This is a genomic window from Parvibaculum sp., from assembly GCF_046297875.1.
GTDB lineage: Bacteria > Pseudomonadota > Alphaproteobacteria > Parvibaculales > Parvibaculaceae > Parvibaculum.
In genome coordinates this window covers 182,318-206,346 of the sequence record NZ_JBKBHD010000001.1, presented here as the reverse complement: position 1 = coordinate 206,346, position 24,029 = coordinate 182,318, and the positions used below count along the sequence as shown (strand labels likewise).

At 63.5% G+C, this 24,029-nt stretch carries 20 protein-coding genes; 12 read left to right on the top strand and 8 right to left on the bottom strand.

Annotated features, from left to right (window positions below):
- The first annotated feature begins 42 nt into the window (after positions 1-42).
- Both ACK4FH_RS01060 and ACK4FH_RS01055 read left to right on the top strand, forming a co-directional pair.
- A complete protein-coding gene (locus tag ACK4FH_RS01060; RefSeq protein WP_409810385.1) occupies positions 43-1,755 on the top strand; it encodes a tetratricopeptide repeat protein in 1,713 nt (570 codons plus the stop codon).
- The gene (locus ACK4FH_RS01055; protein WP_409810383.1) at positions 1,755-2,636 is read left to right on the top strand and encodes a 4-(cytidine 5'-diphospho)-2-C-methyl-D-erythritol kinase; all 882 of its coding nucleotides are present in this window, start codon (positions 1,755-1,757) and stop codon (positions 2,634-2,636) included. The genes ACK4FH_RS01060 and ACK4FH_RS01055 overlap by 1 nt, the downstream gene beginning before the upstream one ends.
- On the opposite strand, the gene ACK4FH_RS01050 is transcribed toward ACK4FH_RS01055, so the two are convergent.
- On the bottom strand, positions 2,620-3,639 hold the full coding sequence (locus tag ACK4FH_RS01050; RefSeq protein WP_409810381.1) for a polyprenyl synthetase family protein: 1,020 nt from the start codon (positions 3,637-3,639) through the stop codon (positions 2,620-2,622). The two genes, ACK4FH_RS01055 and ACK4FH_RS01050, sit on opposite strands and share 17 nt — an antisense overlap.
- 187 nt (positions 3,640-3,826) lie before the next feature.
- Between ACK4FH_RS01050 and ACK4FH_RS01045 the strand changes: the two genes are divergently transcribed.
- The 8 genes from ACK4FH_RS01045 (at position 3,827) to ACK4FH_RS01010 (ending at position 13,283) form a co-directional block, all read left to right on the top strand.
- On the top strand, positions 3,827-4,036 hold the full coding sequence (locus tag ACK4FH_RS01045; RefSeq protein ID WP_409810379.1) for a DUF2007 domain-containing protein: 210 nt from the start codon (positions 3,827-3,829) through the stop codon (positions 4,034-4,036).
- Positions 4,036-4,833 (top strand): tRNA1(Val) (adenine(37)-N6)-methyltransferase, encoded by a 798-nt coding sequence (locus ACK4FH_RS01040; protein WP_409810377.1) that lies wholly within the window; start codon positions 4,036-4,038, stop codon positions 4,831-4,833. Before ACK4FH_RS01045 ends, ACK4FH_RS01040 begins: the two co-directional genes overlap by 1 nt.
- Before the next feature lie 53 nt (positions 4,834-4,886).
- Entirely contained in the window at positions 4,887-5,795 is a 909-nt protein-coding gene (locus tag ACK4FH_RS01035) for a S49 family peptidase (protein ID WP_409815091.1), read from the top strand.
- A gap of 58 nt (positions 5,796-5,853) precedes the next feature.
- Positions 5,854-6,051: a hypothetical protein gene (locus ACK4FH_RS01030; RefSeq protein ID WP_409810374.1), complete on the top strand. Its 198-nt coding sequence runs from the start codon at positions 5,854-5,856 to the stop codon at positions 6,049-6,051.
- A gap of 173 nt (positions 6,052-6,224) precedes the next feature.
- Positions 6,225-7,109, top strand: a complete 885-nt coding sequence (locus ACK4FH_RS01025) for a glycine--tRNA ligase subunit alpha (RefSeq protein ID WP_409815088.1) — start codon at positions 6,225-6,227, stop codon at positions 7,107-7,109.
- Positions 7,106-9,241, top strand: coding sequence for a glycine--tRNA ligase subunit beta (gene glyS / locus ACK4FH_RS01020; protein WP_409810371.1), 2,136 nt, complete (start codon positions 7,106-7,108; stop codon positions 9,239-9,241). Before ACK4FH_RS01025 ends, glyS begins: the two co-directional genes overlap by 4 nt.
- A gap of 150 nt (positions 9,242-9,391) precedes the next feature.
- On the top strand, positions 9,392-12,091 hold the full coding sequence (gene ppdK, locus ACK4FH_RS01015) for a pyruvate, phosphate dikinase (protein ID WP_409810368.1): 2,700 nt from the start codon (positions 9,392-9,394) through the stop codon (positions 12,089-12,091).
- A 457-nt stretch (positions 12,092-12,548) separates the two neighbouring features.
- Positions 12,549-13,283: a cell wall hydrolase gene (locus tag ACK4FH_RS01010; RefSeq protein WP_409810365.1), complete on the top strand. Its 735-nt coding sequence runs from the start codon at positions 12,549-12,551 to the stop codon at positions 13,281-13,283.
- Positions 13,284-13,417: 134 nt separating this feature from the next.
- Here ACK4FH_RS01010 and ACK4FH_RS01005 read toward each other — a convergent pair whose 3' ends face one another.
- The 7 genes from ACK4FH_RS01005 to ACK4FH_RS00975 form a co-directional block, all read right to left on the bottom strand.
- Positions 13,418-14,245, bottom strand: a complete 828-nt coding sequence (locus tag ACK4FH_RS01005) for an SDR family oxidoreductase (RefSeq protein WP_409810362.1) — start codon at positions 14,243-14,245, stop codon at positions 13,418-13,420.
- A gap of 79 nt (positions 14,246-14,324) precedes the next feature.
- Complete coding sequence (nadC, locus tag ACK4FH_RS01000; protein WP_409810359.1) at positions 14,325-15,188, bottom strand: carboxylating nicotinate-nucleotide diphosphorylase; 864 nt, start codon at positions 15,186-15,188, stop codon at positions 14,325-14,327.
- Positions 15,185-16,798: an L-aspartate oxidase gene (locus ACK4FH_RS00995; protein WP_409810355.1), complete on the bottom strand. Its 1,614-nt coding sequence runs from the start codon at positions 16,796-16,798 to the stop codon at positions 15,185-15,187. Before ACK4FH_RS00995 ends, nadC begins: the two co-directional genes overlap by 4 nt.
- A 39-nt stretch (positions 16,799-16,837) precedes the next feature.
- Positions 16,838-17,890, bottom strand: a complete 1,053-nt coding sequence (gene nadA / locus ACK4FH_RS00990; RefSeq protein WP_409815085.1) for a quinolinate synthase NadA — start codon at positions 17,888-17,890, stop codon at positions 16,838-16,840.
- 252 nt (positions 17,891-18,142) lie between these two features.
- On the bottom strand, positions 18,143-19,147 hold the full coding sequence (locus ACK4FH_RS00985; protein WP_409815082.1) for an NUDIX hydrolase: 1,005 nt from the start codon (positions 19,145-19,147) through the stop codon (positions 18,143-18,145).
- A gap of 57 nt (positions 19,148-19,204) precedes the next feature.
- Positions 19,205-19,726 (bottom strand): tyrosine phosphatase family protein, encoded by a 522-nt coding sequence (locus ACK4FH_RS00980; protein WP_409810353.1) that lies wholly within the window; start codon positions 19,724-19,726, stop codon positions 19,205-19,207.
- 93 nt (positions 19,727-19,819) lie between these two features.
- On the bottom strand, positions 19,820-20,458 hold the full coding sequence (locus tag ACK4FH_RS00975) for a hydrolase (protein ID WP_409810350.1): 639 nt from the start codon (positions 20,456-20,458) through the stop codon (positions 19,820-19,822).
- Between the two features lie 176 nt (positions 20,459-20,634).
- Here ACK4FH_RS00975 and ACK4FH_RS00970 point away from each other — a divergent pair, with 176 nt between their 5' ends.
- Both ACK4FH_RS00970 and ACK4FH_RS00965 read left to right on the top strand, forming a co-directional pair.
- Entirely contained in the window at positions 20,635-23,166 is a 2,532-nt protein-coding gene (locus ACK4FH_RS00970) for a Lon protease family protein (RefSeq protein ID WP_409810347.1), read from the top strand.
- Positions 23,163-24,029, top strand: coding sequence for a hypothetical protein (locus tag ACK4FH_RS00965; RefSeq protein WP_409810344.1), 867 nt, complete (start codon positions 23,163-23,165; stop codon positions 24,027-24,029). Before ACK4FH_RS00970 ends, ACK4FH_RS00965 begins: the two co-directional genes overlap by 4 nt.

The following is a 24,029-nucleotide window of genomic DNA, read 5'->3' as shown; positions in this document are numbered from 1 at the left end:
GCGCGATTTGGTGGAGCGCCGTTGCTGCGTATGGCGAGGGCGATGGCGATGGCAGGCCTCGTCGCGGTGCTCGGCGGCTGCGCCGGAACAGATGGGTTTTCTGTCTTCTCGAAGGAAAAGGCGGAATCGCCTTTCGGCGCCTATCTCGCGGCCCGTCATGCCACCAATGTGAATGACAGCGGCAAGGCCGCCCTCTTTTACGAACGCGCACTCAGCGACCAGCCGGACGACCCGGCTATTCTGGAGCGGGCCTTCATGGCGGCGCTGACCGCAGGCGACATGACGCGTGCAGTCCCGCTCGCCCGGCGCCTTGCTGTCATCGACCCCGATGAGCGCATGGCGCGGCTGACGCTGGCATTGGCGGCGCTGCGCGACGGGCGCTTTGGCGACGCATCGGCCGAAATGGACGCGGCGGCACCCGGCCCCTTCACGGCTCTTGTCGGAACGCTGACCCATGCCTGGGCTGCTGTCGGCGCGGGCGATAAGGAGCGGGCGCTTGAAAAGATTTCCGCCTTCGAAGGCCGCGCCGCTTTCGCTCTGTTCCGCTCCTACCATGAAGCGCTGATGCTCGATGTGCTTGGCGATCGTGAAGGCGCGGCAAAGGCCTATAAAAAGTCGATGGAAACAAGTGGCGGCGGGTCGATCCGCGTGGTGCAGGCCTATGCAAGCTTCGCCGCGCGCGAAGGGCGGCGCGATGAGGCCCGCTCCGCGCTCACGAGTTTCCTCGAAATGTCCGGCGAGCATCCGCTGGCCGAACATGAACTCAAGCGCCTTGAAGCAGGCGAAGCGCTGCCGCCGCTCGTCGCCAATGCGCGCGAAGGTGTGGCCGAGGCGCTGTACGGCCTAGGCAGCGCCCTTGCCGGCGACACGTCGAGCAATCTGGCCGAACTATATCTCAATCTCGCGCTGTTCATGCGGCCGGATTTCGACATTGCGCGCTCGCTGCTGGGCGGCGCCTATGAAGCGCAGAAGCGGTGGGCGGATGCGGTTGCCGCCTATGACAAGATCGGCAAGACGTCGCCGCTTTATCTCAATGCGCGCATCCAGACCGCCATGGCGCTCGACAAGCTCGACCGCAATAAAGAGGCAGTCAGCGTGCTGCAGCGTGTCGCGCGGGAAAACCCAGATCGTATCGAACCGCTTGTCGCGCTTGGCGACATTCATCGTACCAAGGAAAAATATGCGGAGGCTGCGGCCGAGTATGAACGCGCCATCGCGATTGCGGGCGAGCCCACGGATCGCGACTGGACGCTCTATTACGCGCGCGGTATCTGCTTCGAGCGGCTCGGTGAATGGGAGAAGGCGGAAAAGGATCTGAAGCTCGCGCTGGAACTATCCGGCGAACATCCGCTGGTGCTGAACTATCTCGGCTATTCCTGGATCGAGCAGCACCACCGCCTCGACGAGGCGCTTGCCATGATCGAGAAGGCGGTCGAACGCCGCCCGAATGACGGCTTTATCGTCGACAGCCTCGGCTGGGCGCGCTACCGCCTCGGCGAATACGATCTCGCCGTGAAATATCTCGAACGCGCGGTCGAATTGCAGCCCGGTGATCCGACGATCAACGAGCATCTGGGCGATGCCTTCTGGAAGGTCGGCCGCCGCATCGAGGCACGCTATCAATGGAGCCATGCCTTGTCGCTCGAACCCGAGGCGGGACGTGAGAAAATCCTGCGCACCAAACTCGATTTCGGCCTTGAGGCCGGCGAAAAGGCCGAGCAGGAAGCCAAGGCGCAATCGCAAGCGGGCTCGTGATGTCCGCGCCGAAGCGGGAACTCGCCTTCGCCAAGATCAATCTGAGCCTGCGCGTGCTCGGCCGCCGGAACGACCTCTATCATGAGCTGCAAAGTCTTGTCGTCTTCGCCGGCATTTCCGACAGGATCGAGGCGCGCACCGCCACTGATCTGGCGCTCGATATAGAAGGCCCATTCGCCGCGGCGCTCTCGTCCGGGCGGGACAATCTGGTTATGCGCGCTGCGCGCGACTTGAGCGATCTCTGCGGCGTCAACGCAGGCGCACACATCACGCTCGAAAAGAACCTGCCGGTGGCATCGGGCATTGGCGGTGGCTCGGCGGATGCGGCAGCAACGCTGCGCGCGCTGTTGCGCCTCTGGAAAGTTGCGCCCGAGGGGACAGCGCTGACGCGACTTGCCGCCTCGCTCGGCGCCGATGTGCCGGTCTGTCTCGATCCATCGCCTGCGCTGATGAGCGGCGTCGGCGAGAAGATCGTGCGACTGCCGCGCCTGCCGGAATTCTGGCTGCTGCTGGTCAATCCCGGCGCGGCCCTATCGACAGCCGATGTCTTTCGCGCGCTCGCCGCGCCGCCACTCGCCTCTGCGCCCGAGGACGTTTCCTTGCCGGACTTCGTAATGCTCGATGGACTCGTTTCGTGGCTCGAGAACGAGCCGAACGATCTCGAACGGCCTGCGCGCGCGCTGCTGCCGGTGGTCGGCAATGTGATCGGTCAGATCGCCGCAACGCCGGGCTGCCGCCTTGCGCGCATGTCCGGCTCGGGCGCGACCTGCTTCGGCATATATGCAAAGGAAGCAGAGGCACTTGCCGCCGCAAGCGCATTCGCCACGGCCCATCCCGGCTGGTGGGCCGTTGCGGCGCCTGTCGTCAGTGGTTCCGGTTGATGCAGAATTCGACGAGTTTCGTCAGTGCGTCGCGGTAGGGGCTTTCCGGGAAGATCGCCAGCGCGTCGATGGCGATGGCGCCATAATGCTTCGCTCGTGCAATCGTGTCTTCCAGCGCTGAATGGCGGTGCATCAGCTCAACGGCGCGTTCGAAGTCGCCGTCCTGCCGGTTGCCTTCCTGCAGCGTGCGCTGCCAGAAGGCACGCTCTTCCGCATTGCCGCGCCGGTAGGCAAGGACGACGGGAAGCGTGATCTTGCCTTCGCGGAAATCGTCGCCCGTATTCTTGCCGAGTGCCGTCGCGCGGCCGCCATAGTCGAGCGCATCGTCGACAAGCTGGAAGGCGATGCCAAGATTGCGGCCATAGGAGTGAAGGGCCGCCGCTTCCGTGCCTTCGCGCTGCGCGATCACTGCGCCGATTTCCGAGGCCGCGGCAAACAGCGCCGCCGTCTTGGCCGAAATCACACGCATATAGGCGTCTTCCGTCGTGCCCGTGTCCTTGGCGGCGGCAAGCTGCATCACTTCGCCTTCCGCGATGATCGAGGCCGCATCCGCGATGATCTCGAGCGCGCGAAGCGACTTCGTCTCGACCATCAGCTTGAAGGCGCGTCCGAGCAGGAAATCGCCGACGAGAACGCTCGCCTGGTTGCCCCAGACCATCCGCGCCGTTTCCTTGCCGCGGCGGAGATCGCTTTCATCCACCACATCGTCATGGAGAAGCGTTGCCGTGTGGAGGAATTCGACGGTCGCCGCGAGCTTGATGTGATGCTTGCCGGTATAGCCGCACATCTTGGAGGCGGCGATGGTGAGCATGGGGCGCAGCCGCTTGCCGCCCGAATTGATGAGATAACTCGCAAGCTCGGGGATCATCGGCACGTCGGATGCCATCCGTTCACGGATGAAATCGTCTACCGCTTCCATCTCGCCGCGAACCAGCGCCTGCAATTCCGCGATCGCGTTCTGCCCGCGCCCGCGATCTTCATCAAGAGGAACAACAACGCCCACGCGCCACTCCTGCTTCGGGACAGGCCGCCTCGCAGCCCGAATTATCCACAACCGGCTTGTGTTATCTTGCCGTCATGAGGGAGCATAGGTTGACACCCCCTGTGCGGCAAGGCCCGCAGGACCTAGATAACTCGTGAAACGCGGCGCAATTCGCCGCACATCTCGCGGAGGGAAAGGGCAAATCGGCTTGAAAGAGTTGATTCGAACCAACGACCCGGTGCTCGTCTCCTTTCTCATGCACAGGCTGCGCGAGGAGGGTATTGAGCCCTTCGAAATGGATGTCCATATGAGCCTGACGGAAGGCTCGCTCGGCATCCTGCCAAAGCGTATCATGGTGGTGGATGACGATTACGGGCGCGCACGGAACATTCTCGACGAGGTTCAGAGGAGCGGCTGATGAGCGCAACACGGGCAGATGAAAAGCCGGCCAATGACGTTACCGATGACGGCTTTCTCGGCGGCAGGCTGAAGATCCTGCAGCCCGCGAAAGGCTATCGCGCAGGGCTCGACGCGGTGCTGCTTGCAGCCTCCGTGCCCGCGCGCGAAGGCGAGCGCGTGCTGGAGGCGGGCGCGGGCGTTGGTGTTGCAAGCCTCTGCCTCGCCTCGCGTGTGAGCGGGCTTGAAGTCGCGGGCCTCGAGTTGCAGCCGGAGCTCGTCCGCCTCGCCGGCGAAAACATCACGCGCAACGGCTTTGCGGACCGTGTTTCGATCGCCGAGGGCGATATCGGCCTGCCCGTGCGCGATCTCGCAGCGGCGGGCTTCGCGCCCAATAGCTGGCACCATGTTTTCGCCAATCCGCCGTTTCACGATCCGGCGGCGAGCCCCGCGCCGCCCGATGCCAGCAAGGCGCAATCGCATCACCTGACGCTCGGCTCCGATCTCGACGACTGGGTGCGTTTCTGCTGCGTCATGGCGCGGCCCAAGGGCACGGTGACATTCGTCCACCGGGCGGATGCGCTTGCGGCGCTGCTCGGCGTCATGTCGGGCCATCTCGGCGGCATCGAGGTCTTTCCGCTCTGGCCGGCGGCAGGCAAGCCCGCCTCGCGCGTGATCGTGCGCGGTCAGCGCGATTCCAGGGCGCCGCTGACGCTTCGCCCCGGCCTCCTGCTGCATGGGGCGGATGGCCGCTTCACGCCGCATGCCGAAGGCCTGCTGCGCGAGGGTGCTCCCCTCCGTCTTGATCAGCCGGGCTGAACACCGGAGGGCGCGGCTTGCCGCATCCGCCGCGCCACCCTATCTATGGTGGCATGAGAAACCGAATTGCGCCTTTCCTTCCCGGCCCGCTCCGCCGCCGTGTCGCCCCTGGCTGGTCCCCGAAACCCGTGGTCGCCGTGGTGCGGCTATCGGGCATCATCGGCCCGTCCCAGCCGTTGCGCGGCGGGCTCAATCTCGCCGCCGTCGCCGCCGCGCTTGAAGCTGCCTTTTCCATGCGCGGCGTGAAGGCGGTTGCACTCCTCATCAATTCGCCGGGAGGCTCGCCCGTCCAGTCCTCTCTGATCTACAAGCGTATCCGGTCGCTTGCGGAAGAGAAGGGTGTGCCGGTCTATGCCTTTGCCGAAGATGTGGCGGCCTCAGGCGGCTACATGATCGCCTGCGCGGCTGACGAGATTTACGCCGATCAAAGCTCGGTCCTCGGTTCCATCGGCGTCGTTTCTGCGGGTTTCGGTTTCACCGGCCTGATCGAGAAACTGGGCGTCGAGCGCCGCGTGCACACGGCCGGCGAGAGCGAGGCCATGCTCGATCCCTTCCAGCCGGAAAAGCCCGAAGAGGTTGCCCGTCTGAAGGCGCTGCAGGGCGACGTGCATGACTACTTCAAGAAGCTAGTTTCGGACGCGCGCGGCGAGCGGCTAAAAAAGGACGACCCGGAAATCTTCTCTGGCGCCTTCTGGGCGGGCGAGGGCGCGGTGGCCCGGGGCCTCGCCGACGGCATTGGCGATGTCCGCGGCAAGATGCGCGAGCTTTTCGGCAAGGAAGTGCGTTTGAAGCTCGTCTCCTCGCGGGGGCCCTGGTGGCGGCCATCGGCGGGCGGTGGCGTCGATTCGAGCCGCGGCGAGGGGCTTTTCGCCCGGCTTGGGGCGGGATTTGCCGCCGAACTCGGCGATGGGCTCATTGCCGCAGCCGAGAGGCGTTCCCTTTGGAGCCGTTTTGGCCTTTAATGGCTCAAGTGGGCCCGGCACCTGGCCACAGGCCTGCCAGTACTGAGAGGACGATGACATGACGAAGATCGTCTTTGCCGCCATTTTCCTGGTGGCATTCTACGCCGCTTATCAGGCGATCCAGCGCGCCGCGATGCGCCAGCGGGAAGCCTTTGCCCGCGCCCGGCCGCAGAACCGCATGGAACCGCGCGATCTCGGCACGCTGCGCGATGGCGGCGACGGCATCTACGTGCCGGACCACAGCCGCCGCGACTGAGCCTTCGCCCTCCGGCCTTGCGTCCGGCGGGGAGACCCCGCACGGGCGCAAATCCCTTTTCCTGCCATGAACTTGACCCTTACCGGGGCGGCGGCTAGTTTGCGCCCGCCCGAGGCAGCGCGGTCGCGGGCCTTGATTCCGCTGGCCGATCCCGCTTGAAAGCGCCTCCCGACATGACGGCGAAGCCCGACAATTCATTCCAGTCCCTGATCCTGAAACTGCAGGCGTTCTGGGCCGCGCAGGGCTGCGTCATCCTCCAGCCATATGACATGGCGATGGGCGCGGGCACCTTCCATCCGGCGACGACGCTCCGCGCACTGGGCCCGAAGCCCTGGAAGGCCGCTTACGTGCAGCCCTCGCGCCGGCCGACCGACGGGCGCTATGGCGAGAACCCGAACCGCTTCCAGCACTATTACCAGTTTCAGGTGATCCTGAAGCCGAGCCCGGAAAACATTCAGGAGCTTTATCTCGAAAGCCTGAAGGTGCTCGGCATCGACGCCGCGAACCACGACATCCGCTTCGTCGAGGACGACTGGGAGAGCCCGACGCTCGGCGCCTGGGGGCTTGGCTGGGAAGTCTGGTGCGACGGCATGGAAGTCTCGCAATTCACCTATTTCCAGCAGGTGGGCGGCATCGACTGCAACCCCGTTTCCGGCGAGCTCACCTACGGCCTCGAGCGCCTTGCCATGTATATCCAGGGCATCGACAACGGCTATGAACTCGACTTCAACGGCGCGATGGGCGAAGACCGCGTGACCTATGGCGATGTGTTCCATCAGGCGGAAGTCGAATTCTCCGCGCATAATTTCGAGCATGCGAACACGGAAATGCTCTTCCGTCATTTCGAGGATGCCGAAAAGGAATGCGCCTCGCTTCTCGAAAAGGGGCTGGCGCTGCCGGCCTATGACCAGGTCATCAAGGCAAGCCACAATTTCAACCTGCTCGATGCGCGCGGCGTGATCTCCGTCACCGAGCGGCAGGCCTATATCGGCCGCGTCCGCACCCTCGCCAAGGGCTGCGCCGAAGCCTGGGTGAAGTCGCAGGAGGCACGCGCATGAGCGAGCTTCTTCTCGAACTCTTCTCCGAGGAAATTCCCGCGCGGATGCAGAAGCGTGGCGGAGAGGATCTCGTGCGCCTTGTCGGCGAGGCGCTGAAGGAAGCGGGCGTCGATGGAAAGAATGCGCGCGCCTATGCGACGCCGCGCCGCCTCGCGCTCGTCATCGACGGCCTGCCCGAGCGCACGCCCGATGTGAAGGAAGAACGGAAGGGCCCGAAAGTCGGCGCGCCGCAACAGGCGATCGACGGTTTTCTCCGCGCGGCGGGCCTCGCCTCCATCGATCAGGCGACGGTGCAGGAAGACAAGAAGGGCGCCTTCTATGTCGCGGTGACGGAAAAGAAGGGCAGGGCGACGGCGGATTTGATCGCCGAGATCGTGCCCGGCGTGATCCGCGCCTTCCCCTGGCCGAAATCGATGCGCTGGGGCGGCGGCACGTTGCGCTGGGTGCGCCCGCTTCATTCGATCCTCTGCCTGCTCGGCGGCAAGGTCGTGCCCTTTGAGGTCGACGGCATCAGGTCGGGCGACACGACGCGCGGCCACCGCTTCATGGCCCCTGCCGCCTTCGCGGTGAAGGATTTTGCCGATTACGAAATGAAGCTCACGGAAGCGAAGGTCGTTCTCGACCCGGCGAAGCGCGCCCATTTCATCCATGCGGGAGCGAAGGCGCTGGCCGAAGCCGAAGGCCTGACGCTCGTCGAGGACGAGGCGCTGCTCCATGAAGTGGCCGGGCTTGTCGAATATCCCGTGCCGCTGATCGGCAGGATCGATGATGAATTCATGTCCGTGCCGCAGGAAGTGCTGACAAGCACCATGCGCGCAAACCAGAAATATTTCGCGCTGCACGACGCGAAAGGGAAACTCAGCAACCGCTTCATCGTGGTGGCGAACATCGAGGCGGAAGATGGCGGCAAGGCCATCGTGAACGGCAATGAACGCGTGCTGCGCGCCCGCTTCGCCGATGCGCGCTTCCTCTGGGATCAGGACCGCAAGCAGACGCTGACAAGCCGCCTGCCGAAACTGGCAGAGGTCGTCTTCCATGCGAAGCTGGGCACGGTGCATGACAAGGCCATCCGCATCGGCAAGCTCGCCGAGGCGCTTGCGCCCTTCGTGCCCGGTGCGGATTCTGCGAAGGCGCGTGTCGCGGGCGAACTTGCCAAGGCCGACCTCACCACAGGCATGGTCGGCGAATTTCCTGAATTGCAGGGCCTGATGGGCGCGTACTACGCGCGAAACGACGGGCTCGGCGACGAGATCGCGAACGCGATTGCAGAACACTACTCGCCGCTCGGCCCGACCGACGATGTTCCCGCAACACCGCTCGGCAAGGTCGTTGCGCTCGCCGATAAGATCGACACGCTGGCCGGTTTCTGGACAATTTACGAGAGGCCGACAGGCTCGAAAGACCCTTATGCGCTGAGACGCGCTGCACTAGGCGTAACGCGAATTTTTGTTGAGAATTTGGTGAGAGTCCGTCTTGTCGATATTCTCGAAGTTAGCCGCGATGAAATCGACTTGACATTAGCTAGCGTAGCCCGAGCGAAAGGTGGAACATTTGGCATAGGCGGCGGTAGGAAAAATTGGTCGGGGCGGAGCGTCTCAACAACATCGATCGATCTCCTCTCCTTCTTCGCAGACCGCCTGAAGGTCTATCTGCGAGACCGTGGTGCCCGTCACGATCTGGTCGATGCCGTTTTCGCACTCGAAGGTCAGGACGATCTCGTGCTGATCGTGAAGCGCGTGGAAGCCCTGTCGGAATTTCTTGGCACCGAAGACGGCGCTAACCTGCTGGCCGGTTACAAGCGTGCGGTGAATATCCTCCGCATCGAGGAGAAGAAGGACGGCGCGGGCTATGACGCCACGCCGGATGCCGCGCTCTTCGCTCAGGATGAGGAAAAGGCGCTCGCCGCCGCCATCGCCGCCGCCACGAGCCGCGCGAAGGATGCCGTGGCACAGGAAGATTTCGCCGCTGCCATGTCGGCGCTCGCCACGCTCCGCGCGCCGGTCGATGCCTTCTTCGACAAGGTGACGGTCAATGCCGATGATCCGAAGGTTCGCGCAAACCGCCTGAAGCTGCTGGCTCAAATTCGCGCCGCGCTTCACGAGGTCGCCGATTTTTCGAAGGTCGAGGGCTGACCCGCGACCCAAAGCAGTTGTCATTGCCGGGCTTGACCCGGCAATCCAGAGCTACAAGGCTCTGAGCAAGCGGCCCCTGGATGCCCGGATCAAGTCCGGGCATGACATTTTGTTGTGTTGGGTACTTCACCCAAACCAAAGGCAAGTGCGATGGCTGAGAAGAAGTGGGTCTATTCCTTCGGTGACGGCAAGGCGGAAGGCGCGGCGTCGATGCGCGATCTCTTGGGCGGCAAGGGCGCGAACCTTGCCGAAATGTCGAATATCGGCCTGCCCGTGCCGCCGGGCTTCACCATCACCACGGAAGTCTGCACCGCCTTTTACGACAATGACCGGAACTACCCCGAAGGCCTCCGCGCCCAGGTGGAAGAGGCGCTCGCCGCCATAGGCAAGGCGGTCGGCATGGCCTTCGGCGATCCGGCGAACCCGCTTCTCGTTTCGGTCCGCTCCGGCGGGCGCGCCTCCATGCCCGGCATGATGGACACGGTGCTGAACCTCGGCCTCAACGACGAGACGGCGGCGGGGCTTGCGAAGCGTGCGGGCGACGAACGCTTCGCCTTCGACAGTTATCGCCGCTTCATTTCCATGTATTCCGATGTGGTGCTCGGCGTCGATCATCACAATTTCGAGGAAATCCTCGAATACTACAAGGAAGAGCAGGAATATAATCTTGACACGGAGCTTTCCGCCGCCGACTGGCAGGATGTGATCGTCCGCTACAAGGCGCGCGTACAGGAAGATCTCGGCAAGCCTTTCCCGCAGGATGTGAATGAACAGATCTGGGGCGCGATCGGCGCCGTTTTCGGCTCGTGGCGGAACCGCCGCGCGGAGACCTATCGCCGGTTGCACAATATTCCCGACAGCTGGGGCACCGCCGTCAATGTGCAGGCGATGGTCTTCGGCAATATGGGCAATTCGAGCGCGACAGGCGTTGCCTTCACGCGCAATCCATCCACCGGCGAGCGCGCCTATTACGGCGAGTTCCTTGTGAACGCGCAGGGCGAAGATGTGGTGGCCGGCATCCGCACGCCGCAAAGCCTGACGAAAAAGGCGCGCATCGAGGGCAACGACAAGCTGCCTTCGATGGAAGAGGCGATGCCGGAAGCCTTCGCCGAACTTGCGGCAAATTTCGACCGGCTGGAGCGGCATTACCGCGACATGCAGGACGTCGAATTCACCGTGCAGGAAGGCAAGCTCTGGATGCTCCAGACGCGCGCCGGCAAGCGCACGGCAAAGGCCGCGCTGAAGATTGCGGTGGAAATGGTTGCCGAAGGCCTGATCGACGAGCAGACGGCGATCTCCCGCGTCGATCCTGCCTCGCTCGACCAGTTGCTGCATCCGACACTCGACCCGGAAGCGCCGCGCGACGTTCTGGCGACGGGCCTTCCCGCCTCGCCGGGCGCGGCATCGGGCGAAGTCGTCTTCAGTTCGGACGAGGCCGCGGCGCTCCGCCAGTCGGGCCGCAATGTCATTCTGGTGCGCGTCGAAACGAGCCCGGAAGACATCAATGGCATGCATTCTGCGGTCGCGATCCTCACCTCCCGCGGCGGCATGACGAGCCATGCGGCGGTTGTCGCGCGCGGCATGGGCCGGCCCTGCGTGTCCGGCGCAGGCTCGATCCGCATCGACTACCGTTCGGAAACATTCACCGCCTCCGGAGTCACCGTGAAGAAGGGCGATATCATCACGGTTGACGGCTCGACGGGGCAGGTGCTGAAAGGCGAAATCCCGACGCTGCAGCCGGAACTCTCCGGCGATTTTGCCACGCTCATGACCTGGGCCGACAGGCACCGCCGCATGGAAGTGCGCACCAATGCGGAAACGCCGCATGATGCCGAGACGGCCCGCAAGTTCGGTGCCGAAGGCATCGGCCTTTGCCGCACCGAACACATGTTCTTCGAGGAAGACCGCATCGTCGCCGTGCGCCAGATGATCCTGGCCGATGACGCGAAGGGCCGCCGCGCCGCACTCGATAAGATATTGCCCATGCAGCGCGACGATTTCCGCCAGCTCTTCGAGATCATGCACGGGCTTCCCGTCACGATCCGTCTGCTCGATCCGCCGCTGCATGAGTTCCTGCCGAAAGGCGAGGCGGAGATTGCGGACTTCGCGAAGGAAACGGGTGCGGATGCGGACAAGCTCGCCCGCCGCCTTGCTGATCTCGCGGAAACGAACCCGATGCTCGGCCATCGCGGCTGCCGCCTCGGTATTTCCTATCCCGAAATCTACGAAATGCAGGCCCGCGCCATTTTCGAGGGCGCGCTGCTCGCGGCCGAAAAGGCGGGTGCCGCCGTTATCCCGGAAATCATGATTCCGCTGGTCGGCATGAAGGCCGAACTCGACTTCCTGAAAGAGCGGATCGTTGCCGTTGCGGCCGAAGTCGAAAAGGAAAAAGGCCAGAAGCTCGAATACATCATCGGCACCATGATCGAGCTGCCGCGCGCCGCGCTCATGGCGCGCGAAATTGCGCAGTCGGCGGAGTTCTTCTCCTTCGGCACCAACGATCTCACCCAGACGACCTATGGCATCAGCCGCGACGATGCCGCCCATTTCATGAACGACTATATGGGCAAGAAAATCCTCTCGCAGGATCCCTTCGTCTCGCTGGATCGCGAGGGCGTGGGCGAGCTTGTGCGCATTGCGGTGGAGCGCGGCAGGGAGACGAGGCCGGATATCAAGCTCGGCATCTGCGGCGAACATGGCGGCGACCCCGCTTCCATCGCCTTTTGCGAGGAAGTAGGCCTCACCTACGTTTCCTGCTCGCCCTACCGGGTACCGATCGCGCGGCTGGCGACGGCACAATCTGCGCTTGCAGGCGGTGGTAATCCGGTTTCCGGCGGCGCCACGGCCTGAACTGCTGCTTGATCGTCCGGATACGGATTGTCCCGTTTCGAGATGGTGTGTATACGGATGATTAAGAAATTGGGCAAAATTGAGTCATGTTTGTTAACGCTTTGAGTCGCTGTAAAATGCGTGGGCGGCGTATATTACGTTGCGTCACATGCGTTGCATTTTTGCTGCGATGCGATTTGCCGCACCTTGAAAAGCGTTTCATTTCAATTACATAAGTCGTGTCATTCACTAAGACGCAATTATGACATTGTTGCGCCTGAATCGCCGTGTTACCTCCCGCGCTGATTAACGAGTGATATTTGCCCAGGTGTCGAAGAGGCATCGGGCTCTGGCACGTTTATAGCGGTGCTGTCCGACAGGCTTGAAAGAGGTTCCCGAAAGGGGCCGGACCGGAAACCCCGGAGAGGGTGGTCGTCGGGTCTGCAAGAACAACAAAGCAGAGACGGTTTAGAGAACGATGCGTAGATTGTTTCAATGGCTCGACCTGGGCCACCTTGTCTCCGGCGCTGCGCAGACGGCTGCGGCAGCCCTGTGCCTGGGATTTGTGTCGTTCAACATCGTCTCGGCCATGACGACGCCCGACCCCGTGGTCGCCGTCCGCTCCTCCGACCTGCCGATGACCGCGCTCGCCCCTTCGCATGGCCGCGACCTTGCGGGTGCCTTTGCAGGCGACAATTCCTTCCTCGACGCCCAGCTTGAACATGCGAGCATCATCCTGCCGGCGCCGGGCTCGCCCATGGATGTCGATACGCCGCTGGTTCGCCTGCGCGCGCAGCTGATCGAGGCGGAGCGCCGCTGCCTTGCCGTGGGCATCTATTTCGAGGCGCGCGGCGAATCCGTGGAAGGCCAGCTTGCGGTTGCCCGTGTCATTCTCAATCGCGTGAGCGCGCCGAACTATCCTGACAGTATTTGCGGCGTGGTCTATCAGGGCGCGAGCCGCAAGACCGGCTGCCAATTTTCCTTCACCTGCGATGCAACGCTCAACAAGCGGCCGAACGAGCGCCGCGCCTGGGCGAAGGCCCGCCGCACGGCGGAATATGTGACGCTCGGCCGCATCGATGCGCAGGAGCTTGCACCCGCCATGTATTACCATGCGGACTATGTGCAGCCCTATTGGGCGTCGAGCATGGTCGAAGTGGCGAAGATTGGCCGCCACATCTTCTATCGTCCGGCACGCGAAGGCCGCTCCTGAAGCATTTCCAGGTGAAGTGGAATCCGGTTCACCGTCCGGAAACGCGACAAATCAAATGTCGCTAGGATTTCATTGTTTCATGGAAACAATGAAATCCTAGCGAGCGGCCCTCTCGGCCATAATCACGCTGAAATTCAGCCCTTGTTCTTCGCAGCTTCTGCGGCCTGCGCCAGCAGCCCCGCGAGCGGACCGGTCGTTGCGAATTGTTCCCGCGTCGCTTCCGGCGCATTGGTCGCCATCTTGTCGAGTTCGACGAGTTCCGGCGGCACATACCAGTGCAGCTTGTCCGAGCCATAGGCTTTCCAGACAACCTTCGCGACTTCGACCGGCGGAATGGCGCGGAACATGCCTTCCTTCGGCGCATTGGCAGCAGCGCCTTCCGGCAGGATCGGCGTGTCGATCAGCCCCGGCAGCACATCCGCCGCGCGCACACCTATCAGCTTGAACTCCACGGAGAGCGCCTCGGTGAGGCCCTTCACCGCATGTTTTGTTGCCGAATAGACCGCAATGCCCGGCATGCCGAAAGTGGCTGACGATGAAGATGTGGTGAAGCAGAGCGAATTGCCGGTCGCTTTCAGCAGCGGCAGCGCGGCATGAATACCGTTCAGTACACCGATGAAATTCACCTGAACCACGCGCAGATTGTCGGCAAAGTCCATGTCGGCGAAAAGCCCGCCTGCGCCGATGCCCGCATTGTTGAAGAGCAGGTCCATCTTGCCGCCCGTCGCATCGCCGAAATCGGCGACAGCCGCTTCATAGGCGTCCTTGTCGGTCACGTCGAGCTTGCGCACGATGCAATTGTCCGGCCCAAGCTCCTTTTCGAGCGCGGCGAGCCCCGCGCCGTTCACGTCATAGCCGCCGACGAACCAGCCCTTGCTCGCAAAGAGCCGCGCCGTCTCGAGGCCCATGCCCGACGCTGCACCTGTGATGAAAATGGACTTCCGTCCGTTTGCCTGTCCCATGAGGGAGTCTCCCGTGCTTGCTGTTCTGATTTTATGGACCGTAGTCCAGTTTCAGCCGCCGGGAAAGCGGGAAGCGCGGTCAGGAGGCGGTCAGCGAGTCGAAGTCGAGCCCGATATCGAGGCAGGGTGCGGAATGGGTGATCCAGCCGCAGGAAATGAGGTCGACGCCGGCGGCCGCTATGGCCGGCGCTGTGGCTGCCGTGATGCGGCCGGACGCTTCGGCGATGGCGCGTCCCCCGATGCGGCGCACGGCCTCGGCAAGCTGCTCCGGCGTCATATTGTCGAGCAGCACCGCATCGACCCCTGCGGTAAGCGCCTCGTCGAGCTGATCGAGCGTGTCAACCTCCACCTCGATCTTCACCATATGCCCGCTCGCTTCCCTGGCTCGGGCAATGGCGGCCGCGATGCCGCCCGATACGGCGATATGGTTGTCCTTGATGAGGACGGCATCGTCGAGGCCGAAGCGGTGGTTCATGCCGCCACCGGCCTTCACGGCGTACTTCTCGAATATGCGCAGTCCCGGCGTCGTCTTCCGTGTGCAGCATACATGCGCCTTCGTGCCTTCGATGGCGCGCGCAATTTCGCGCGTTGCGGTCGCTATGCCGGACATGTGCCCGAGGAAATTGAGCGCCACGCGCTCACCCGTGAGGATGCCACGCGCCGGGCCTTCGATGGCGGCAATGGTGTCGCCGGGCTCCACATCGCAGCCGTCGCCCTTCACCACGGCGACCTTGAGCGACGGATCGATGAGGCGAAATGCCATGCGCGCGCAATCGAGCCCTGCAATGCGGCCCGGCTGGCGCGCATTGATGAGCACGCGTGCCTTCGCTTCCGCCGGTACCGTCGCCTGCGTGGTGATGTCGCCCGCGCGGCCAAGGTCTTCGAGAAGCGCGGCGCGCACCGCCGGCTCGATCATCAGCGGGGGCAGCGGCGTCAGTATCATGCGGTAACCTGTGCTTCCTCGGCGCCCGATCGGGCGAATTCTTCCGTCGCCGCGTCGGCGATGCGCGTTGCTTCCTTCAGCGTGATGAAGCTGCGATGCCGCCAGGCGGCGCGCGGCTCGGCGAAATCGGTGCGGTAGTGGCCACCGCGGCTTTCCTCGCGGGCAAAGGCGGCAGCCGCTATGAGTTTCGCCGTCGTCGCAATATTGCCGAATAGGCTCGCCGCACCTGCCGCGCGCTCAAGGCGCTGAATTTCCGTCAGCGCATGGGCAAGCCCCGCGCCGTCGCGCTCGACGCCCACATGTGCCGACATGATCTGCCGGAGCTGCTGCACGAAAGGCGCATCCGCCACTTCTCGCCTACCTATGACCGGCGGTGCGATGTCGTGGCCCGCTCTTGCGCCGGGCACAGAACCATCGATATCGGAGGCGATACGGGCACCGAAAACAATGGCCTCGAGCAGTGAGTTGCTGGCGAGCCTGTTCGCGCCATGCATGCCGGTGGATGCGACTTCGCCACAGGCCCACAGACCTTCGATGGTGCTGCGCCCGCGCGCATTCACCAGAATGCCGCCCATGTGATAATGCGCCGCCGGTGCAACCGGAATTGCAGACTGAGCCGGGTCGATGCCGAGCGAGCGGCAGGTCTCGTAAACGGTCGGGAAGGCCTCTGCGAAGCGTGCGCCGAGGGCCGCCCGCGCATCGAGGAAGGCGCCACGCCCGGCCGCGATCTCGCGGTGGATCGCGCGGGCCACGATGTCGCGCGGGGCAAGCTCCGCATCCTCATGGATCGTGAGCATGAAGCGCTGGCCGGTCTTGTTGATGAGCACGGCGCCTTCGCCGCGCAGGGCCTCCGTGACAAGCGGTGCAGGATCGTGGGTCGAGGCGATGGATGTCGGGTGGAACTGCACGAATTCGGGATCGGCGATCACCGCGCCAGCGCGCGCCGCCATGGCGACGCCTTCTCCCCGTGCCTCGCGTGGATTTGTCGTCACGGCGAAAAGCTGGCCGACGCCGCCAGACGCAAGCACGACAGCCCGCGCCTTTATGAGCAGCGGCTGCGGTGCCGTCGCGGCATGGGCTGGCCGTGCAAAAACGCCGGCAGCGCGCCCGTTCTCGATAGCAAGTTCATAGGCAGACAGTCCTTCCATCACGCGGATGGAGGGGCAGGCGCGCACGGCAGCCACAAGCGCTTGCATGATCGCCTTGCCGGCCTGGTCGCCCTTCACATGCACGATGCGCCGGTGGCTATGCGCGGCCTCGCGGCCGACCGTGAGCTTGCCTTCGATGTCGCGGTCGAAGGGCACGCCAAGGCGCAGCAGATCTTCTATGCGGATGGCTGCGTCGCGTGCAATCGACAGCGCGGCTTCCTCGTCCACCGTGCCTGCACCCGCTGCAATCGTGTCGGCGGCATGGGATTCTGCCGTGTCGCCCGGTTCGATGGCAGCGGCTATGCCGCCCTGCGCCCAGGAACTCGACGCGCCATCACCAATCGGTGCGCCCGCGAGAACGGTCACCGGACGGGGCGCGAGCTTCAGAGCCGTGAAAAGCCCCGCGAGACCTGCGCCGACGATCAGAACGTCGCCTGCATCGACGATGTTGCCTTGTGCCATGACGGCACCTCCCGAATGAGCGGCCTAGAAAGGACGGGCTCAGTTGCCGAGATTGATCATCCGTTCCACGGCCTGCCGCGCACGCACGGCCACCGCCGGATCGACCGTCACTTCCTCGCGCATATAGACGAGGCTCTCGAGAATATTCTTCAGCGAGATGCGCTTCATATGCGGGCAGAGATTGCAGGGACGGACGAACTCGACATTCGGGTTCTCGACCGCCACATTGTCGCTCATGGAACATTCCGTCACCATGACGACACGCTTGGGCTGGTTTTCCTTCACCCAGTTGATCATGCCGGAAGTGGAGCCGGAGAAATCGGCTTCCGCCACGACTTCGGGCGGGCATTCGGGATGCGCGATGATGACGATGTTCGGATCGTCGCGGCGATACTGGCGCAGTTCCTCCGCCGTGAAGCGCTCATGCACTTCGCAATGACCCTTCCAGGTGAGGATATTCACCCTGGTCTGCTTGGCGATGTTCTGCGCCAGATATTCGTCAGGAATGCAGAGCACCCGGTCCGTGCCGAAGCTTTCGACAACCTTCAATGCGTTGGAGGAAGTGCAGCAGATATCGCTCTCCGCCTTCACTTCGGCAGATGTGTTCACATAGGTCACGACCGGCACGCCGGGGAATTTTTCGCGGAGCAGCCGCACATCGGCGCCGGTGATGGAATCGGCAAGCGAGCAGCCGGCCTTTGAGTCCGGGATCAGCACAGTCTTGTGCGGATTGAGCAGCTTCGACGTCTCGGCCATGAAGTGAACGCCGCACTGGACGATCACATCGGCATCGACCTTCGCCGCTTCCTTGGCAAGCTGCAGGCTGTCGCCCGCAATGTCGCTGACGCAGTGGAAGATTTCCGGCGTCTGGTAGTTATGCGCGAGCACGACGGCGCCGCGCTCTTTCTTGAGCCGGTTGATCGCGTGGATATAGGGCGCGAAGAAGGGCCACTCGACCGAGGGGATGACATGTTTCACCTTCTCGTAGAGAGGTGCCATCTCCTTTGCGAGGCCGGGCGTATATTCGAGCTCGGGCATCTCCAGCGGCTTGAACGCGCGCGCCGCGGGCTTCGTGCCCGTCTTCTGCAGCATGTCACCTGCGAGGGCCATATCGACCTCCTGTCGCTGTCCCTGATATACTCATTTTGAGCATATATAGGGTATCAAAAACACCGGCACCCATCTTCATGTTCCCGTGGAACCGGAAAGGGGCCGGGTTCTCCAATAGGGCTTATGCTACGTCTGAGCATTACACCCGTCAACGCCAAAAATAATGGGGCGGCGGCCACCCGTTTCAAGCGCCTTCCCGTGCAAAAAAGCGCGGGGAAAATATTTCGTGAAATCTCAGCTGTTCGCCCGGCTGCGCGAAGGGGCGAGGCGGAGGCCGGGCGCGGGGCGCTCGTTCAGCACTTCGCGGCGGAAGCGGAACTGTTCGGCGGGCCGGCCGCCTGTCCGGGTGGACATGCGCCCCGTCCGTTCCACAAGCCCCGCATTTTCGACCAGTCGGCGGAAATTCTGCTTGTGGACGTGCAGGCCGAGCAGCGCCTCCACCGTCTTCTGCAGTTCGTAAAGCGTGAAGGCGGGCGGCATCAGCTCGAAGGCCACCGGGCGGTATTTGATCTTGGCGCGCAGCCGGCTCATGGCGGTTGCGAGAATGCGGCGATGGTCGAATTGCATCGGCCGTCCAAGCTGGGGCACGCCCCGGTCTGCCAGCGTCAGCGCATTTGGCCGCCCGTCGCGCGCCGCTTCCTGCAGGAGACCGGCGCTGTAGAGAAGCTCGTAGCGTTCAAGTGCCTTCTCATCGTCCCACGCCACGCCATCGACGCCGAAGCAAAGCCGCATCCGGTCGCGCCGCTTGCCGCGCGAAAGCTCGTCGGGCGTTGCTTCCGCCTGCCGCGACACCCAATCGCGCAAGAGCGGCACAATTGCCTGTTCGATGATGGCGGGCTTTCCGTCGCGCCAGTCTTCCCAGGGGAAATGGCGATACCAGTCGCTCCATGCCGCGCCCTGCAATTCCGCGTCGTGCCCGCGCGTCAATGCGAGATAGCCGACGGAAACGACATGCTCCCCCGGTGTATCGGCCTCGAGCGAATGGCGCCCGCGATCGCCGAATGTGTAGAGCTGTTCGACATAACCGAGTTCGAGATGCGTCTGTTCCTGCACCCAGGAGCGCAGGCCGATTTCAAGCGTGCGGTGCTGCATCGGATTGAACGGACCGAAGGGCAGCGCGTCCCAGCCGCCGGAATCTTCCGACTCGTCATGCGGCACGATCAGGATTTTCGGCTCGTTCTCGGAAACAGTCACGATCGCGGCATTGAGGCCGATGACGACGGCCTTGTCGGCGCGCATCGCCGCTTCGGCAGCGGACTGGACGGACGTTTTTGGCGGTTTCGCCGTCATGCTGCTTCAGCGTTGTTCGAGGCGAAGCGGCAGCGAAAAAAGTTCGCCTTCCCAGCAGGAGCGGCCGGGCCCGAGTGCCTCGACCGCGGCCAGCATGCGGCCGCCACGATCGAGCAACGCATCGGCATGGCGCACCATAAGCTTGTTCGGATGGGCATGGGAGCCGCGCGCCCGCACAAGCCGCGCGAGTTCTTCTTCGGGATGTTCCTCATTGAGTGCGCAAAGCGTGATGAAGGCCGCCGCCGTCGAGCGGCTTATCCCCGCCCAGCAATGGACGAGCAGCGGGCTCGACTGGTCCCAACCCTGCACAAAGCGGATGAGCTCGGCGACATGGGCCGCGCCCGGCGGCACCAGCGTGTCGATCTCTTCCGAAATGTCGTTCACGCCAAGGCGCAGATGCCGCTCCCGCGCGATGCCCTCTGGCGTGTCGATCATGGTTTCGGGGTCGAGCAGGCTCACGAGATGCGAAGGGCGAACCTCGCGGATCGCATCTTCAATCGCACTGAGGGGACTTACATAGATCATCATGCTGTTATCGGACCCGCATCTACGCCTGAATCGACTTTACCACCTGAATAACACAGACTTGTGCAAAGGGGGCCGTAAGTCGAGCGAAAACGGTCACTTATCGTCGCTGAGGGCGTCTGAAAGCTGGTGAAAACGGGCGAGAAAGCGCGCTTGGGCCTGCTTTGTCGAAAGCGGCTCAAGCTGGAAAGGCGTGAGCTCGCGCGGCCGGCCGAAAATCTCTGCCGCTTCTGCATCCGAAAACCCAGCAATCTGCGTCGCCTCGAAAAAGGCGGACGCCCGGTCCGCCCGCTTGATGAGATCCTCGACTGCCTGGGGGATCTCTGCGGGCAGGCCGAAGCGCATATGGATGGCGGCGGCAAGCCTGTGTTCAAACGCCTTGTAGTCGATGCCGAGCGCCGCCTTGAAGGGGCTGATCATGTCGCCGATCACATATTCCGGCGCATCATGGAGCAGCGCCGCAAGCCGCCACTTCGCGGGCCAGCCCGGCCGCAGTCGCGCGCATATATCGTCCACCAGCACGCAATGTTCGGCAACCGTGAAGGCATGGTCGCCCTCCGTCTGCCCGTTCCAGCGGGCAACGCGGGCAAGCCCGTGGGCAATATCGTCGATCTCCACATCGAGCGGCGAGGGATCGAGCAGATCGAGCCTGCGCCCGCTGAGCATGCGCTGCCATGCGCGGGGCTGCCCCTGCGATCGGGACGGACGGGATGGTTTGTTCTTCTGCGCGCTCATGGGTGCCGCAACTTACGCAGCTTTGTCATTTATGTCGATTGCGCGAATGGCAAATGCCTGCGCGGAACTGTCCGATTGCGGCGGAACCCCTGTTTTGACCATGATGGTACTAGGGATATGCTGCACACTCGCCCGGCCCGAGAACCAGAATAAGCGCAAAGAGGCAAACACAGCGAATGGCGGTCGACCCCGTACCTTCAGAACTCCTCTATCGCGCCTGCGACACGAGCCAGTTCGATTTCGAGACCACGGCTGAACTCGACGATCATGCGGGCCTTGTCGGTCAGGAGCGTGTCCTCGATGCACTGCGCTTCGGCACCGGCATCCGCCGCCAAGGCTACAATATTTTCGTGCTGGGGCCGGACGGCGCGGGCAAGCATGAAGCGGTGCTTCGCTTTCTCGCGGGCGTCGCAATGCGCGAGCGCGCGCCGTCCGACTGGGTTTACGTCAACAATTTCGCAACGCCGCACAAGCCGGCCGCGTTGGAACTTGGCGCCGGCACGGGCCGGCAGCTCAAGGAGGGCATGGCCCGCGTCGTCGACGATCTGCGCGTGACGATCCCCTCCATCCTCGAAAGCGAGGAATACCAGAACCGCCGCCAGTCGATTGACGAGGAGTTTCAGGAGAAGCAGGAGCAGGCCTTCGAGGAACTGCGCGTCAAGGCGGAAGCCGAGAACATTGCGCTGCTGCGCACGCCTGCGGGCTTCGCGCTCGCGCCAGTGCGCGATGGCAATGTACTGAAGCCGGAAGAATTCAACCACCTGCCGGAAGCCGAGCGCAAGGCAATCGAAACGACCATCCAGTCGCTGCAGAAGGAGCTTGCCGAAACGCTGGAGCATGTGCCCGGCTGGCAGAAGGAACATCATCAGCGTGTGCGCGAGCTGAACCGTGAAGTTGCGGAACGCTCCGTCGAACGCGCCATGCGCGATCTTCGCGCGCTGTTCGCTGGCTTGCCGCAGGTCATCAAATGGCTGGATGCGGTGATGGCCGATCTCGTGGAGAATATCGGGACATTCGCAAGCGGCGGCAATGATGAGGCGCCGGAGCAGGTGCGCGTCATGGCGGCCATGCAGGCCCTGATGCAGGGCAGGGGTGGCGGCTTTGCGGCCGCCGATCCCTTCCGCCGTTACGAGGTGAATGTCGCCGTCGACAATGGCAGGGAAGCCCGCGCCACGCTGACGACGAGCCGTCGCCCGCAGGATATTGCTGATGCCGGCGGCTATATCGGCGGCGGCGCGCCGATCCTCTACGAGGATCATCCGACCATGGCGAACCTGCTCGGCCGCATTGAGCACATGCCGCAGATGGGCGCCCTCGTCACCGATTTCATGCTCATCAAGCCCGGCGCGTTGCACCGCGCCAATGGCGGTTATCTGCTGATCGACGCGCTGAAGCTGCTGCGCGAGCCGCTCGCCTGGGATGCACTGAAGCGCGCCATCCGCCGCCGCAAGATCCTCATCGAAAGCGCGGGCGAATATCTGAGCCTTGTCAGCACCGTGACGCTGGAGCCCGATCCCATCCCCCTCGATGTGAAGATCATCCTGCTCGGCGATCGCTATCTTTATTACATGCTGAGCGAACTCGATCCCGATTTCGGTGAACTCTTCAAGGTCGCCGCCGATTTCGAGGATGAGATCGACCGCGAAACGGAGAATGATGTTCTCTATGCACGTCTCGTCGCGGGCACCTGCCGCGAGGAGAATCTTCTTCCCTTCGATCGCTCCGGCGTCGGCCGCATCATCGAGCGGTCGTCGCGCCAGGCGGAAGACGCGGAGAAGCTCTCGACGGTCATGCGTCCCCTCGTTGATCTCATGTGCGAGGCGGACCATATCGCCCGCAGCGCCGGCGCGATTGCGATTACCGCGCAGCATGTCGATGAAGCCGTGGAGGCGCAGATCGGCCGCGCCGACCGTTTGCGCGAACGCAGCCTTGAGATGATTACCCGCGACATCGTCATCATCGAAACGGAAGGGGAGCGCATCGGCCAGGTGAACGGCCTCTCCGTTCTTTCCATGGGCGCCGTCTCCTTCGGCCGTCCAAGCCGCATAACGGCGCGCGTGCGTATGGGGCTCGGCAGCACCCGCGTCATAGACATCGAACGCGAGGTCATGCTCGGCGGTCCTATCCACACCAAGGGCGTGCTCATTCTGTCCGGATACATTTCAGGCCAGTTCCTGCCCGAGATCCCGCTGTCCATGAATGCGAGCCTGGTATTCGAACAATCCTATGGCGGTATCGACGGCGACAGCGCTTCGTCGGCAGAGCTTTACGCGCTGATTTCGGCCCTCGCCGAAGCACCGATTTCGCAAGGCCTTGCTGTCACGGGCTCGGTGAACCAGCTTGGCGAAGTACAGGCCATTGGCGGCGTCAACGACAAGATCGAAGGATTTTTCGACATCTGCATGCGGCGCGGCCTCACTGGCGACCAGGGCGTCATCATCCCGGCCGCGAATGTGAAGCATCTCATGCTCCGTCAGGATGTCGTCGATGCGGTGGAACGCGGCATGTTTGCGATCTATCCTGTGGAGCATGTCGAAGAGGGCGTCGAACTGCTGATGGGGGCGCCTGCCGGTGTTCGTGGTGCCGACGGGCATTTCCCGGCGGGCACGATCTATGCGCGCGCCGAAGAGCGCCTTGCTGCCTTCGCCGACAATCAGCGCCGCTTTGCGCAGCGTTCCGACGACAATCCGGGAAAGAAAGGGTCGTGATGGCGGCAGCCCCGAAAGAGTCAGAGCAGAATGGCGATGCGCCAGAGGCGCGGATCGTTGTCGGCCTCGACACATCGCTTGTTACGCGCGATGCGTTGGCGCTTGCCGCGCGGCTTGCAGCCTCGGTCGATGCGCGGCTGAAGGGTATTTTCGTCGAGGATGAAAATCTGCTGCATCTAGCGAGCCTCCCATTCGCGCGCGAGATTTCCTTTTCGGGCGAAATCCGCGAACTCGATGCCGAGCGTATGCTCCGCGCCATGAAGGCGCAGGCCGAAAGTGCGCGCCGCATGCTCGCTCGCATCGCCTCCGAAGCGCATATCGACTGGAGCTTCGACGTGCGCCGCGGCCGTCCGCTTGCCGCACTCGCCGAACATGCCGTGGAAGACGACACACTGGTCATCCGTGCGGCCGGCACCGGCTCACGCGAAGTGGGCAGGACCGTTCGGGCCGCCACTCGCGAGGCGCATGCCGATGTGTTGCTGGTCGCGCGCGGCGCAGGCATGAAAAGTGCGCTGGTCCCGCCCGCACCCTCGATGCGCGGAACGCTGCAATCGCCCCTGCCGGGCAGACCGGTGGCAGCGATCGATGATGGGTCGAGCCCCGGCGAGGCCTGCAGCGCCTTTGCCGAAACGCTAGCCGCGCGCATCGGCGCCCCGTTCATGCGCCTTGCTGCGCGGGGCCTTTCGCCTGCCGATCTTGCCACGGCCTCGCGGCAAGGCGGCGTTGGAATTCTGGTCGTCGATGCCGGCTGGCTCGGCAATGATGACGATGCTGCACGTCTTTCGGCAGCTGCCGGCTGTCCGGTGCTGCTGCTCGGAAAGGAACGCGGTCCCGTCGAAGGTCCGCAGAAAAGAGGAGGCTGA

Bases quoted from the DNA above. Each gene is read 5' to 3' on its own strand.
- ACK4FH_RS01035 (WP_409815091.1), top strand. From the start codon at position 4,887: ATGAGAAACCGAATTGCGCCTTTCCTTCCCGGCCCGCTCCGCCGCCGT.
- ACK4FH_RS00970 (WP_409810347.1), top strand. From the start codon at position 20,635: ATGGCGGTCGACCCCGTACCTTCAGAACTCCTCTATCGCGCCTGCGAC.
- nadA (WP_409815085.1), bottom strand. From the start codon at position 17,890: ATGCTGCAGAAGACGGGCACGAAGCCCGCGGCGCGCGCGTTCAAGCCG.
- ACK4FH_RS01055 (WP_409810383.1), top strand. From the start codon at position 1,755: ATGTCCGCGCCGAAGCGGGAACTCGCCTTCGCCAAGATCAATCTGAGC.
- nadC (WP_409810359.1), bottom strand. From the start codon at position 15,188: ATGATACTGACGCCGCTGCCCCCGCTGATGATCGAGCCGGCGGTGCGC.
- ACK4FH_RS00980 (WP_409810353.1), bottom strand. From the start codon at position 19,726: ATGATGATCTATGTAAGTCCCCTCAGTGCGATTGAAGATGCGATCCGC.
- glyS (WP_409810371.1), top strand. From the start codon at position 7,106: ATGAGCGAGCTTCTTCTCGAACTCTTCTCCGAGGAAATTCCCGCGCGG.
- ACK4FH_RS01040 (WP_409810377.1), top strand. From the start codon at position 4,036: ATGAGCGCAACACGGGCAGATGAAAAGCCGGCCAATGACGTTACCGAT.
- ACK4FH_RS01030 (WP_409810374.1), top strand. From the start codon at position 5,854: ATGACGAAGATCGTCTTTGCCGCCATTTTCCTGGTGGCATTCTACGCC.
- ACK4FH_RS00995 (WP_409810355.1), bottom strand. From the start codon at position 16,798: ATGGCACAAGGCAACATCGTCGATGCAGGCGACGTTCTGATCGTCGGC.
- ACK4FH_RS00985 (WP_409815082.1), bottom strand. From the start codon at position 19,147: ATGCGCGCCGACAAGGCCGTCGTCATCGGCCTCAATGCCGCGATCGTG.
- ppdK (WP_409810368.1), top strand. From the start codon at position 9,392: ATGGCTGAGAAGAAGTGGGTCTATTCCTTCGGTGACGGCAAGGCGGAA.
- ACK4FH_RS01060 (WP_409810385.1), top strand. From the start codon at position 43: ATGGCGATGGCAGGCCTCGTCGCGGTGCTCGGCGGCTGCGCCGGAACA.
- ACK4FH_RS01005 (WP_409810362.1), bottom strand. From the start codon at position 14,245: ATGGGACAGGCAAACGGACGGAAGTCCATTTTCATCACAGGTGCAGCG.
- ACK4FH_RS01010 (WP_409810365.1), top strand. From the start codon at position 12,549: ATGCGTAGATTGTTTCAATGGCTCGACCTGGGCCACCTTGTCTCCGGC.
- ACK4FH_RS01025 (WP_409815088.1), top strand. From the start codon at position 6,225: ATGACGGCGAAGCCCGACAATTCATTCCAGTCCCTGATCCTGAAACTG.
- ACK4FH_RS00975 (WP_409810350.1), bottom strand. From the start codon at position 20,458: ATGAGCGCGCAGAAGAACAAACCATCCCGTCCGTCCCGATCGCAGGGG.